The organism is Curtobacterium sp. MCBA15_008 (assembly GCF_001865065.1).
Taxonomy (GTDB): Bacteria; Actinomycetota; Actinomycetes; order Actinomycetales; family Microbacteriaceae; genus Curtobacterium.
The window spans coordinates 66,679-78,924 of sequence record NZ_MJGN01000007.1 but is presented as its reverse complement, the minus strand read 5'-3'; the positions used below and the strand labels follow the sequence as shown (position 1 = coordinate 78,924).

The following is a 12,246-nucleotide window of genomic DNA, read 5'->3' as shown; positions in this document are numbered from 1 at the left end:
GACGAGCTCGAGTCCGACGAACCCGGCGAGCCCGACCAGCTCGAGCCGCTCGGAGACCCCGACCCCGAGCACGACGAGCCCGACGACGACCTCGGCGAGATCGACGACGACAACCCCGTCGACGTCGATGGGTCCGCAGCCGACTGACACCCCGAAGCCGCCGACGGACGGTGTGGACGTCGTCCTCACCGACCTCGACGGCGTCGTCTACCGCGGCCGCAACGCCATCCCGCACGCGGTCGAAGCGCTGACCCGCGCCTCGCTGACCGCGCGCGTCGGGTACATCACGAACAACGCGTCCCGTCGCCCCGTCGACGTCGCCGAGCACCTCGAGCGCTACGGGCTCGAGGTGTCGGCGGACGACGTCGTGACCTCGTCGCAGGCCGGCGTCCGGCTGCTCGAGACTCTCGTGCCCGCCGGGTCGACGGTCCTCGTGACTGGGGGCCTCGGCCTGACGAGCATCGTCGAGGAAGCCGGGTTCACCGTGACGGCCAGTGCCGAGGACTCCCCGGCGGCGGTCATCCAGGGGTTCTCGCCGGACCTCGGTTGGACGCACCTCGCCGAGGCGTCCTTCGCCCTCGCCGACCCGGACGTGCCGTGGGTCGCGACGAACATGGACTGGTCGATCCCGGTCGAGCGCGGCATCGCGCCCGGCAACGGCACGCTCGTGTCCGCCGTGCACCAGGCCGTCGGCCGGATGCCGGTCGTCGCGGGGAAGCCCGAGCGGCCCATCTTCGACGCGGCCATCGCCCGCTTCGGCGGCGAGCACCCGCTGTTCATCGGCGATCGTCTCGACACGGACATCAAGGGTGCGAACGACGCCGGCATCCCGAGCGTGCTCGTGCTGACCGGCATCGACACGGCGAAGCAGGTGCTCGCGGCCGACCAGCGTTCGCGTCCGACGTACATCCTCGGCGACCTGCGCGGTCTGTCGAAGCCGTACCCGGTGACGATCCGGCGCGAGGACCCGGACGGCACGAAGTACGCGACGGTCGGCGACGTCACGGTCGCGATGCGCGGCCACGTCGTGCGCGTGCTGGACGACGGCGACGCCCTCGATCTGCTGCGTGCGGGTACGGCGCTCATCTGGGAGTCCGGGCTCGCGATCTACGGTCTCGACGTCGACCCGAAGCTGTACGGCGGCGAGTAGCGTGTCCCACGTGCCGGACGACGAGCAGGGAACCGACGACTTCGCGCAGCGCACCGCTGCGGTCGAGGCGCTCCCGCTGACCGAGCGCGCCGACGCGTTCGCCGCGCTGCACGACGAACTCCGGACACGGCTCGAGAGCGGTGGCTCGGCGAGTGCCTGACGACCCCACGGTCGGACAGGACACCGCGCCCGTCCGGCTCGACGCGCTCCTCGCCGTGCGCGGGCTCGCGAAGTCGCGGACGGCCGCGGCCAAACTCATCCAGGCCGGGCGGGTGACCGTCGCCGGCGCACCGGTGGTGAAGCCCTCCGCCGCGTTCGTGCCCTCCGCGGCGATCGAGGTCGACACGGTCGACGAGTGGGTGTCCCGGGCGGCACGGAAGCTCGTCGGCGCGCTCGACACGTTCGGCGTCGACCCGACCGACCGCGTCGTGCTCGACGTCGGCGCCAGCACCGGCGGGTTCACCCAGGTCCTGCTGCACCGTGGAGCCCGTCGGGTGGTTGCGCTCGACGTCGGCCACGGCCAGCTCGACCCGGTCGTGGCGCTCGACCCGCGCGTCGTCGTTGTCGAGGGCGTCAACGCACGCAACCTCACCGCCGCGGACTACGCGGCGCTCGATCCCGCAGCGGCGGAGACCAGCCTGGTGGTGGGCGACCTGTCGTTCATCTCGCTGCGCCTGGTGCTGCCCGCACTGGTCGAGGCGGTCCCGGCGGACGACTTCGTCCTGCTCGTGAAGCCGCAGTTCGAGGTCGGGCGTACGGGTGTCCGCGAGGGCATCGTCCGTGACCCTGCGCTCCGGAACGACGCGCTCATGAACGTGCTCTGGGCGGCCTGGGACCTCGGTCTCGGCACGACCGGGCTCGCCGCGTCGCCGATCGTCGGCACGCACGGCAACCACGAGTACCTGGCGCGCTTCCAGCGGGATGTCGGTGCCAATCCGACAGAATGGATCGTCCGGGCGACAGAACTGACGGAAGGGACGGCATGAGCGACGACCGGCACATCCTCCTGGTGTCCCACACGGGTCGCCGTGACTCCATCGACGCCGCGGTCGAGGTCTGCGACCTCCTGCACGCGGCCGGCCTCGTGCCGGTGATGCCCTTCGACGAGTACGCCGACATCCGGCGCGCCGAAGCCTCGGTCGGCCAGGTCGACATCCTCGGCGTGGACATCCAGGCGGACCAGCTCGAGATCGTCATCGTCCTCGGCGGCGACGGCACGATCCTCCGGGCCGCCGAACTCGTCCGGGGCACCGGCGCCCCGATCGTGGGCGTGAACCTCGGCCACGTCGGCTTCCTCGCCGAGAGCGAGCGGGACGGCCTGACCTCGACGGTCGAGCGGGTCCTCGCCGGCGAGTACCACGTCGAGGAACGCGTGACCCTGCAGGTTGACGTGGTCGTCGGGCAGAAGGTCGTCTACACGTCCTGGGCCCTCAACGAGGCCACGATCGAGAAGGCCTCGCGGGAGCGCATGCTCGAGGTCGTGACCGAGGTGGACGGGCGCCCGTTGTCGTCCTTCGGGTGCGACGGGGTCGTCATCTCCACGCCGACCGGGTCCACCGCCTACTCGTTCTCCGGCGGCGGTCCCATCGTGTGGCCGGACGTCGACGCGCTCCTCATGGTGCCGCTCAGCGCCCACGCCCTGTTCGCCCGTCCGATCGTGGTGGGGCCGGACCGCGTCCTCGCGGTCGAGGTCCTGCGGCGGACCAGCGGCGTCGGAGTGCTCTGGTGCGACGGCCGGCGGACGCACGACCTGCCGCCCGGCGCTCGTGTCGAGGTGCGGCGGTCGCCCGACCCGGTGCGTGTCGCGCGCCTCAAGGACGCTCCGTTCACCGATCGGCTCGTGGCCAAGTTCCAGTTGCCCGTCGCCGGGTGGCGCGGCCCGCAGCAGGACGACGAGGACCAGCAGTGATCGCCGAGGGTTGCGAGGTCGCGCTGTGATCGAGGAGATCCAGATCTCCGACCTCGGCGTGATCGGTGAGACCACGCTCGAGCTCGGCCCCGGCTTCACCGTCGTGACCGGCGAGACCGGTGCGGGGAAAACGATGATCGTCACCGCGCTCGGACTCCTGCTCGGTGCCCGGGCCGACGCAACCTCGGTCCGTCGCGGTGCATCGAGCGCCGTCGTCGAGGGCCGCTGGCACGTGCCGGACCACGACGCCGTCGCCGAGCGCGTCGAGGACGCCGGCGGCACGGTCGAGGACGGCGAACTCATCCTGACCCGCACCGTCTCGGCCGAGGGCCGCAGCCGGGCGATCGTCGGCGGCCGGAGCGCCCCCGTGGCGGTGCTCGGCGAACTCGCCGACCAGCTCGTCACCGTGCACGGGCAGTCGGACCAGATCCGCCTGACCTCGGCGACCGCCCAGCGTGCGGCGCTCGACGGCTTCGGCGGTCCCGCGCTCGAGAAGGTCCTGCAGCGGTACGTTTCGGCCTACGACACGTGGCAGCAGCACACCGGCGACCTCGAGACCCTCACCCGTGACCGCGACGACCGCCTGGCCGAGGCCGAGCGGCTCCGCGCGGCTTCGGACGAGATCGAGGCCGCCGACCCGCAGCCCGGCGAGGACGTCGAGCTCGGCGAACGCGCCGATCGCCTGGGCAACCTCGAGGAACTCCGGCTGTCCGCCGGGCTCGCCCACGAAGCGCTGTCGAGCGAGTCCCTCGACGGTGTGCAGGACGTGGTGGGACTCGTCGAGTCCGCCCGCCGGGCGATCGAACGTGTGGCTGGCTCCGACGCGGCACTCCAGCCGGTGCTCGAGCAGCTGACGGAGCTCGGGATCCAGGCGAGCGAGGCCTCGGCGAGCCTGTCGAGCTACATCGGGTCGCTCGAGCCGGATGCCGGACACGACCTCGAACTCATCAACGAGCGCCGGGCGCTCCTGGCCGGGCTGACCCGCAAGTACGGCGAGACCATCGACGACGTCATCGCGTACGGACAACGCGCGAGCGACCGCCTGCTCGAACTCGACGGTGACGACGACCGGATCGTGGCGCTGCAGGCTGCGGTCGAACAGGACGAACAGGCACTCGAGGCGGCCGCCGCTGCCCTGACCACTGCGCGGACGAAGGCTGCGACGGACCTCGCGAAGCGCGTGACGGCCGAGCTGAAGACCCTCGCGATGGCCGGAGCGACCCTGGTGGTCGAGGTCACCGACGCCGGCGAGTACCGGCGGCACGGACGCGACCAGGTGTCGATCCTGCTCCAGCCGCACTCCGGCACGGATCCGCGGCCGATCAGCAAGGGCGCCTCGGGTGGCGAGCTCTCACGGGTGATGCTCGCGATCGAGGTCGTCATGGCCGGCAGCACCACCGTGCCGACGTTCGTCTTCGACGAGGTCGACGCCGGAGTGGGCGGCGCCGCGGCGATCGAGATCGGGCGGCGGCTGGCGAAGCTGGCGGAGCGCACGCAGGTCATCGTCGTCACGCACCTGGCGCAGGTCGCGGCGTTCGCGAACAACCACCTCAACGTCGTGAAGGACGCCAGCGGTGCGGTGACGTCGTCGAGCGTGCGGCGGCTCGAGGGCGAGGAGCGCCTGCAGGAGATGGCGCGACTGCTCTCGGGGCTCGGGGATAGCGCCAGCGGCATCGAACACGCGCGCGAGCTACTCGACGTCGCCGGCCAGAAGGCCTGACAGACGGACAGGCGGACAGACGGCCGGAAGGCGGGGCCGAGCGTGGCCCGGACAGGCGGCCGGAAGGCGGGGCCGAGCGGGGCCCGGACACCCGGCCACCCGCCCGCGCAACGCCCACGGCGAACCGAGGTCGCGCCTCCCGGCAGTTCTGACGTACGATGGAATCCCGTGGCGGACACTCTCAGCAGCGGTACCCAGGCAAGCACCCAGAACTCGAACACCTCGACCCCGAAGGTGACGAAGCAGATCTTCGTGACCGGCGGGGTCGTCTCGTCTCTCGGCAAGGGCCTGACGGCCGCGAGCCTCGGCAACCTCCTCACGGCACGCGGCCTCAAGGTCGTCATGCAGAAGCTCGACCCGTACCTCAATGTGGACCCGGGCACGATGAACCCGTTCCAGCACGGCGAGGTCTTCGTGACCGACGACGGTGCGGAGACGGACCTCGACATCGGGCACTACGAGCGCTTCCTCGACATCAACCTGTCGCAGTCGGCCAACGTGACCACCGGTCAGGTGTACTCGACGGTGATCGCCAAGGAACGTCGCGGCGAGTACCTCGGTGACACGGTCCAGGTCATCCCGCACATCACCGACGAGATCAAGCGTCGGATGCGCGAGCAGGCGCAGAACGACCCGCAGCCCGACGTCATCATCACCGAGGTCGGCGGCACGGTCGGTGACATCGAGTCGCAGCCCTTCATCGAGTCCGCTCGTCAGGTGCGGCACGAGCTCGGCCGGAACAACGTGTTCTTCGTGCACGTCTCGCTCGTGCCGTTCATGAACGCCTCTGGCGAGCAGAAGACCAAGCCGACGCAGCACTCCGTCGCCGCGCTCCGCTCGATCGGCATCCAGCCCGACGCGCTCGTGCTGCGGTCGGACCGCCCGGTGTCGGAGTCGAACAAGCGCAAGATCGCGCTGATGTGCGACGTCGACGAGGACGCCGTGGTCAACGCGGTGGACGTCCCCTCGATCTACGACCTGCCGACGCTGCTGAACAACCAGGGCCTCGACCAGGTCATCGTCGACGCGCTCCGGCTCGACGCCGGTCCGGTGGACTGGACCGCGTGGACCCCGGTCCTGCGTGCCGTGCACGAGCCGAAGAAGGCCGTCACGATCGCGCTGGTCGGCAAGTACATCGACCTGCCCGACGCATACCTGTCCGTCACCGAGGCGCTCCGCGCGGGTGGCTTCGCGCACGACGCGAAGGTCACGCTGAAGTGGGTCGTGTCGGACGACTGCACCACGCCCGAGGGGGCGGCCAAGCAGCTCGGCGACGTCGACGGCATCTGCATCCCGGGTGGGTTCGGCGTGCGCGGCATCGAGGGCAAGCTCGGCGCGCTGAAGTTCGCGCGTGAGCAGGGCATCCCGACGCTCGGCCTGTGCCTCGGCCTGCAGTGCATGGTCATCGAGTACGCCCGGCACGAGGTCGGCCTGACCGACGCGTCGAGCACCGAGTTCGACCCGGAGACCTCGACCCCGGTCATCGCGACGATGGCGGAGCAGGTGGACATCATCGCCGGGGGTGACCTGGGCGGCACGATGCGCCTGGGCCTGTACCCGGCGTCGTTCACCGAAGGCTCGCTGGCGGCGGAACTGTACGGAGCGCCGGAGGCCTCCGAGCGGCACCGTCACCGCTACGAGGTGAACAACAAGTACCGCGAGCAGATCGCGGACGCCGGCCTGGTCTTCTCGGGCACGTCGCCCGACGGCACGCTGGTGGAGTACGTCGAGCTGCCGCGGGACGTGCACCCGTTCTACATCGCCACCCAGGCGCACCCGGAGCTCCGCTCGCGTCCGACCGACGCGCACCCGCTGTTCGCGGGGCTCGTCGCCGCCGCGATCGAGCGGCACGAGGCGTCCAGCCTCTTCGACCCGCAGACCGAGGAGCAGGTCGCGTAAGCGCGGGCCCACCACGGTCGGACGGGAGGCGCGGTGCCAGCTGGCACCGCGCCTCCCGTCCGTCTGCGGGCACGTCGGAGGCGCGTGCCAGGATGGTGACGTGACTGACGCGCCCCTCTCCGACGAATCCGCCTCCTTCGAGGTCACCGAATCCACCGTCGTCTACGAGGGGGCGGTGTGGGACATCCGACGGGACACCATCGCCTACAACGACGACACGATGGTGCGCGAGTACGTGGACCACACGGGTGCCGTCGCCGTGTACGCCGAGGACGACGAGGGCCGCGTCCTCGTGATCCAGCAGTACCGACACCCCGTGCGGCTGCGCGACTGGGAGCTGCCCGCCGGCCTGCTCGACATGGAGGGCGAGGACCACCAGACCGCCGCCGCGCGAGAGCTCGCCGAGGAAGCCGACCTCGAGGCCGACACGTGGGAGCCGCTCGTCCGCTACAACACCTCGTCCGGTGGCAGCGACGAGTTCATCCAGATCTACCGGGCTCGCGGGGTCCGAGCGACGGCGTCGGCGTTCGAGCGCGAGGCCGAGGAGGCCGACATCGTGAAGCGCTGGGTGCCGCGCTCCGAGGTGATCGACGGGATCCTCGCGGGTCGGCTCAACAACTCCGCCCTCGTCGTCGCGGCCCTCGCCGTCGAGGCGATCGAGCAGCGCGCGAAGTGAGCGGGTCGGCTGCGCAGGGGCTGCGGGACCTGCTCGACGTCGGGACGTGGACGCACGAGCCGGAAGCGGTGACGCTCGACGGCGACGTCCTGCGGGTCACCGCGGTCGAGGGCAGCGATGCCTGGCGGACCACCTCGTACGGGTTCGTGCACGACTCCGAGCACGCGCTGCTGCAGCCGATCGCCGGACGGTCCTCGGTCGAGGTGTCGTTCGTCCTCGACTACACGGAGCAGTTCGACCAGGCCGGGGTGTTCCTCCGCGTCGACGACCACACGTGGATCAAGGCGGGGGTCGAGTTCTCGGACGGCGTGCCGCAGCTGGGTGCGGTGGTCACGCGGGAGTTCTCGGACTGGTCGGTGGCGCCCGTGGCCGAGTGGGCCGGACGCGTCGTGACGGTCCGAGCGAGTCGTGACGGCGACGCCGTGACGGTGCGGGCGTGGGCGGAGGGCGAGGAGCCGCGGCTCGTACGCGTCGCGTACCTCGACCCGGACGCCGTGGTGTCGGCGGGGCTGCTGTGCGCTGCGCCGACGCGGGCCGGGCTGACCGTGACGTTCACCGGGTACCGGGTGGGCGAGCCGGACGGGTCGTTGCACTGAGCGGGTGGGGTCGCTTTCGGTGAGGGTTCGGTCGTTCTGCGGCTAGCCTCGTGACGTGATGCCCCTCGACCGCGCGACGGAGACGTACCTGCGGCACATCGCGATCGAGCGTGGGCTCTCGCAGCACACCCTGTCGGCGTACCGGCGCGACCTCGCCACGTTCGCCGACTGGCTGGCGACGGCACCGGTCGTCGACTCCGACGGGGCCGACCGGGCCGGGGGAGCGGCCGTGCTCGACGACGTCGCCCGAATCGCCCGCGCCGACCTCGCGGGGTTCGTCGAGCACCTGGCGACCCGGCCGTCCGGACCCCTCGCACCGCGGTCGATCGCCCGGATGCTCAGCTCCGTCCGGTCGTTCACTGCGTTCGCCGCAGCGGAGGGCTGGCTTCCGCTCGACCCCGGCGCGTCCGTCCGGCCGCCGAAGGCTCCGATGCGGCTGCCGAAGGCGATCTCCGTGCACGACATGGAGCGGTTGCTCGGCGCGGCGGCGACCTCGGACGACGACCCCGTGCAGCTGCGCGACCGGGCCCTGCTCGAGCTGCTGTACGCCACGGGGGCGCGCATCTCCGAAGCGGTCGGACTGTCCGTCGACGACGTGACGACGCTGTCGGACGACTCTGCGCCGGACGCTGACGGGCTCGCCGTGGTGAAGGTCACCGGCAAGGGAAACAAGCAGCGCGTGGTGCCGCTCGGCAGCTTCGCCCGGGCGGCGATCGACGCGTACCTGGTGCGGGCCCGACCGGTGTTCGCCGCGCGGGGACCCTCCACGCCGGCACTGTTCCTCGGTGCTCGGGGCGCTCGACTGTCGCGGCAGAGCGCCTGGCTCGTGATCCAGGCGGCGGCGTCACGCGCTGAGCTCGCCGACCACGTGTCGCCGCACACCTTCCGGCACTCGTTCGCGACGCACCTGCTCGAGGGCGGGGCCGACGTGCGGGTCGTGCAGGAGCTGCTCGGCCACGCGAGCGTCGCGACGACGCAGATCTACACGATGGTGACGGCGGACATGCTCCGCGACGTGTACCAGACGTCGCACCCGCGGGCACGGCGGTAGCGGGCGCGCAGCTCGCGTGTCTCCATGTCGCGTGTCTCCGCGTCGAGGGAGCAGGAATCGTCGTGTGGTCCCGACGGACCCGACGATTTCTGCGCCCTCGACGATCGTCCGCGCGGGCGCACGACGCCTCAGAACAGGTGGAACTGCGTGGACGCGGCCACCGCAGCCGTCGCCACGGCCACGACCAGGGCGCTCGCCGAAGCACTGCGGGCGACGACCCGCCAGCCGCCCGTCGCTCCCGGACGGAGCATCCCGACGACCCCGCAGAAGAGCGCGACCGCGCTGCACAACCCCCAGGGGTTGAACACGACCGAGGCCGCCGCCAGCAGGACCGCCAGCGACGAGAACACGCTGACACGGTGCACTCGGGAGCCGCCGGACGCCCACGAAACGGTCCGCACCACCGAGGGCTGGACGGAGAACGACGGCCCGACGGGCGTCACGACCACCGGCACGATCGACTCCGCGCGGCTCGGCAGCACGCGGGTCGCCGCTCCCCAGGCGTGACCGTCCCACCAGCGCAGGCGACTGGCGTCCTGCGGGTCCGGGAACCAGCCGGCGGCCGGCAGTGTCACTGGTGCTCCTCGAGGTGCGGCGGATGGTGCTCCTCGACGCTACGGGAGCGCGAGGAGCCGCCACAGTCCCATCCCGGGTGTCGGCAGGAAGGGGGACCGTCAGTCGTCCGAGGCGACCACGACCGACACTCGGCGCGCACTGCGGTCGATCACGACGAACTCGTGGAAGCCGTTGCCGCCCGTCACCCAGCCGTAGTCGTGCTCGCGCTCGGGACCGGGGTCGCGCAGTCGGTACAGGGCCCCGACGCCGAGTCCGTCGATCACGTCGTCGAGGGCACGGACGACGTCCTCGGGCTGCCGGAAGTCCGGGTCGGTCCAGTCCTGCTCGGCCGACCACGTCCGGATGACACGGCCGGCTTCGGCGACGGTCGTCCGCTCGAACGAACCGACGGTGATGCTCTGCAGGGTCCACCGTCCGTGCACGGCGACGTGGCCGTCGGTGTTGCGCCCGGGGAACGGCGCCGCGTAGTCGTGCCCGTACCCGTCCGCCGAGAGCAGCCCACGGAGCACCTCGTCGTCGGACACGTCCGCGGAGCCGGTCAGGCTGAAGTGGGTTCGTTGCACCCACATGCGGGTGCCCGCGGCGAGGTGGACGAGGTCCGACCCCTCCAGCACGACGCCCATGGCCGCGACTCGAGCGGTCAGGCCGGGACGGGCGCCGCGTCGACCTCGGTGAAGACGTCCTTCACCGCGGCGAGCAGCCGGGCGTTGAAGTCGACGCCCAGCTGGTTCGGCACGGTGACGAGCACGGTGTCGGCGGCGCGGACGGCCTGGTCAGCCGCGAGCTCCGCGACGAGGTCCTCGGGCGACCCGATGTACGAGCGACCGAAGCGGGCGAGCCCGCCGTCGAGGTGTCCGACCTGGTCCTGCCCCTCGACCTGTGCCCGGACGCCGAAGTAGTGCCGGGACTCGTCGTCGATGATCGGGATGATGCTGCGCGAGACGGAGACGCGCGGGGTGCGCTCCCAGCCCGACTCCGCCCACACTCGACGGAAGCGCTCGATCTGCTCGGCCTGCAGCTCGTCGAACGGCACGCCGGTGTCCTCGGTGAGGAGCGTCGAGGACATCAGGTTCATGCCCTGCTCGGCGGTCCACTCCGCGGTGGCTCGTGTGCCGGCGCCCCACCAGATGCGGTCGCCCAGGCCGTCGGAGAGCGGGGAGATCGGCAGCGATCCGACGGAGCCGGTCATCTGCGGGTTGGCGTTCGCCATCGGCTCGCCGGCGATCGCGCGGCGGAACACGTCGGTGTGTGCCCGGGCCATGTCGCCGCCGTTCTCGTCGGAGGCGTCCGGTACGTAGCCGAACTGCTGGTAACCGGCGAGGGCGGTCTCGGGTGACCCACGGGAGACGCCGAGCTGCAGTCGTCCGCCGGAGATCAGGTCGGTCGCCGCGGCCTCCTCTGCCATGTAGAGCGGGTTCTCGTAGCGCATGTCGATGACGCCCGTGCCGATCTCGATCCGGCTGGTGCGGGCGGCGATCGCCGAGAGCAGGGGGAACGGCGCCGCCTGCTGCGGCGCGAAGTGGTGAACGCGGAAGTAGGCACCGTCGACGCCGGCCTCTTCAGCAGCGACCGCGAGGTCGATCGCCTGCACGAGGGCCTCACGCCCGCTGCGCACCTTCGACCCCGGCACGTCGCGCCAGTGTCCGAACGACAGGAACCCGATCTTGGTCATGTCGATACGAACGCATCCGACGCCGCGGCCATTCCACCCGACTACCGTGTCCCGCATGGACGACCCCCGCGCGGCACTGGACGCCGAACGCGCGCGCAACGAGCGGCTCCTCGCGGCCGTCGAGCGGAGCATGCGTGACGTGAGCGACGCCCGCCAGGACGCCAACTCCGACGACGAGCACGACCCGGAGGGCGCGACCCTCGCGTGGGAGCGCGGCTCGCTCGGCGCGGTCCGCGACGACGCGCGAGCGCGGATCCGACTGGTCGACGCCGCGCTGGCGCGGCTCGACGCCGGGACCTACGGTCGGTGCGCCGTCGGTGGGGAGCCGATCCCGGAGGCCCGACTCGCCGCCGTCCCGTGGGCCGCGACGTGCGTGGCGCACGCATGACGCGCCTCCAGGCAGTCACGACCTGACGGACTGGAGGCGCGGGTCGGCACCGCCACGCGCCTCCTGTGATGCGCACTCAGCGCCCACCGCGTGCGCCGCGGATTCCCAGCCGCGAGTCATACCGTTCCGGCATGGACGGCGACCCGAACGACCGAGCCGTCGAGCTCCGGCCCGACGACGCTCCTCGTCAGCGCTTCCAGTGGTTCCACCGGATGCGCGCGTGGATCCACGCCCGCCCGCACGTGCACCTGTTCTACAAGGTGCTCATCGGGATCGTCGGCGGGCTGGTCGTCATCATCGGACTGATCCTGGTGCCCCTGCCGGGCCCGGGCTGGCTCGTGGTCTTCATCGGTCTGACCGTCCTGGCCAGCGAGTTCCACTTCTTCCACAAGATCATCGTGTGGCTCAAGGCGCAGCTGCACCGCTTCTGGGACTGGGCGAAGCGGCACGGACCGAAGCGTCTGCGTGACGCCGCCGACCGGGGCAAGGCCGACGTCGACGCTGCGCACACCGGTGCCACGCGCACCGTCGGGGTCCGGGGACGTGCACGCGGGACGAACTCGGCGCGTCCCGGGCACTGACCCTGGTGACAGCACCCGGGTGACGGCC

Annotated in this window: 14 protein-coding genes; 11 read left to right on the top strand and 3 right to left on the bottom strand. The window is 71.6% G+C overall.

Translation table 11 applies throughout. From position 1 onward, the window contains the following. Window positions 1-127 precede the first annotated feature (127 nt). From BIU96_RS03645 to BIU96_RS03610, 9 genes are all read left to right on the top strand, one after another. Entirely contained in the window at window positions 128-1,150 is a 1,023-nt protein-coding gene (locus BIU96_RS03645) for an HAD-IIA family hydrolase (protein ID WP_071291253.1), read from the top strand. Window positions 1,151-1,160: 10 nt separating this feature from the next. Next, entirely contained in the window at window positions 1,161-1,310 is a 150-nt protein-coding gene (locus tag BIU96_RS19685) for a hypothetical protein (protein ID WP_166645777.1), read from the top strand. Continuing rightward, on the top strand, window positions 1,303-2,136 hold the full coding sequence (locus BIU96_RS03640; protein WP_071291252.1) for a TlyA family RNA methyltransferase: 834 nt from the start codon (window positions 1,303-1,305) through the stop codon (window positions 2,134-2,136). Before BIU96_RS19685 ends, BIU96_RS03640 begins: the two co-directional genes overlap by 8 nt. Then, window positions 2,133-3,059: an NAD kinase gene (locus BIU96_RS03635; RefSeq protein ID WP_071291251.1), complete on the top strand. Its 927-nt coding sequence runs from the start codon at window positions 2,133-2,135 to the stop codon at window positions 3,057-3,059. The genes BIU96_RS03640 and BIU96_RS03635 overlap by 4 nt, the downstream gene beginning before the upstream one ends. A 25-nt stretch (window positions 3,060-3,084) precedes the next feature. After that, window positions 3,085-4,779, top strand: coding sequence for a DNA repair protein RecN (recN, locus tag BIU96_RS03630; RefSeq protein ID WP_071291250.1), 1,695 nt, complete (start codon window positions 3,085-3,087; stop codon window positions 4,777-4,779). A gap of 168 nt (window positions 4,780-4,947) precedes the next feature. After that, window positions 4,948-6,678: a CTP synthase gene (locus tag BIU96_RS03625; protein WP_071291249.1), complete on the top strand. Its 1,731-nt coding sequence runs from the start codon at window positions 4,948-4,950 to the stop codon at window positions 6,676-6,678. A gap of 100 nt (window positions 6,679-6,778) precedes the next feature. Continuing rightward, complete coding sequence (locus BIU96_RS03620) at window positions 6,779-7,354, top strand: NUDIX domain-containing protein (RefSeq protein ID WP_071291248.1); 576 nt, start codon at window positions 6,779-6,781, stop codon at window positions 7,352-7,354. Continuing rightward, a complete protein-coding gene (locus tag BIU96_RS03615; protein ID WP_071291247.1) occupies window positions 7,351-7,950 on the top strand; it encodes a DUF1349 domain-containing protein in 600 nt (199 codons plus the stop codon). The genes BIU96_RS03620 and BIU96_RS03615 overlap by 4 nt, the downstream gene beginning before the upstream one ends. Window positions 7,951-8,008: 58 nt before the next feature. After that, a complete protein-coding gene (locus tag BIU96_RS03610; RefSeq protein WP_071291246.1) occupies window positions 8,009-9,001 on the top strand; it encodes a site-specific tyrosine recombinase XerD in 993 nt (330 codons plus the stop codon). Window positions 9,002-9,129: 128 nt separating this feature from the next. Here the strand turns inward: BIU96_RS03610 and BIU96_RS03605 are convergent, their stop codons facing one another. The 3 genes from BIU96_RS03605 to BIU96_RS03595 form a co-directional block, all read right to left on the bottom strand. After that, complete coding sequence (locus tag BIU96_RS03605; protein ID WP_071291245.1) at window positions 9,130-9,576, bottom strand: DUF2510 domain-containing protein; 447 nt, start codon at window positions 9,574-9,576, stop codon at window positions 9,130-9,132. Window positions 9,577-9,675: 99 nt separating this feature from the next. Continuing rightward, entirely contained in the window at window positions 9,676-10,200 is a 525-nt protein-coding gene (locus BIU96_RS03600) for a hypothetical protein (RefSeq protein ID WP_071291244.1), read from the bottom strand. Between the two features lie 17 nt (window positions 10,201-10,217). Then, a complete protein-coding gene (locus tag BIU96_RS03595; protein WP_071291262.1) occupies window positions 10,218-11,255 on the bottom strand; it encodes an LLM class flavin-dependent oxidoreductase in 1,038 nt (345 codons plus the stop codon). A gap of 49 nt (window positions 11,256-11,304) precedes the next feature. Between BIU96_RS03595 and BIU96_RS03590 the strand changes: the two genes are divergently transcribed. Both BIU96_RS03590 and BIU96_RS03585 read left to right on the top strand, forming a co-directional pair. Continuing rightward, the gene (locus BIU96_RS03590; protein ID WP_071291243.1) at window positions 11,305-11,637 is read left to right on the top strand and encodes a TraR/DksA C4-type zinc finger protein; all 333 of its coding nucleotides are present in this window, start codon (window positions 11,305-11,307) and stop codon (window positions 11,635-11,637) included. A gap of 131 nt (window positions 11,638-11,768) precedes the next feature. Continuing rightward, entirely contained in the window at window positions 11,769-12,218 is a 450-nt protein-coding gene (locus BIU96_RS03585; protein ID WP_071291242.1) for a TIGR02611 family protein, read from the top strand. Window positions 12,219-12,246 lie beyond the last annotated feature (28 nt).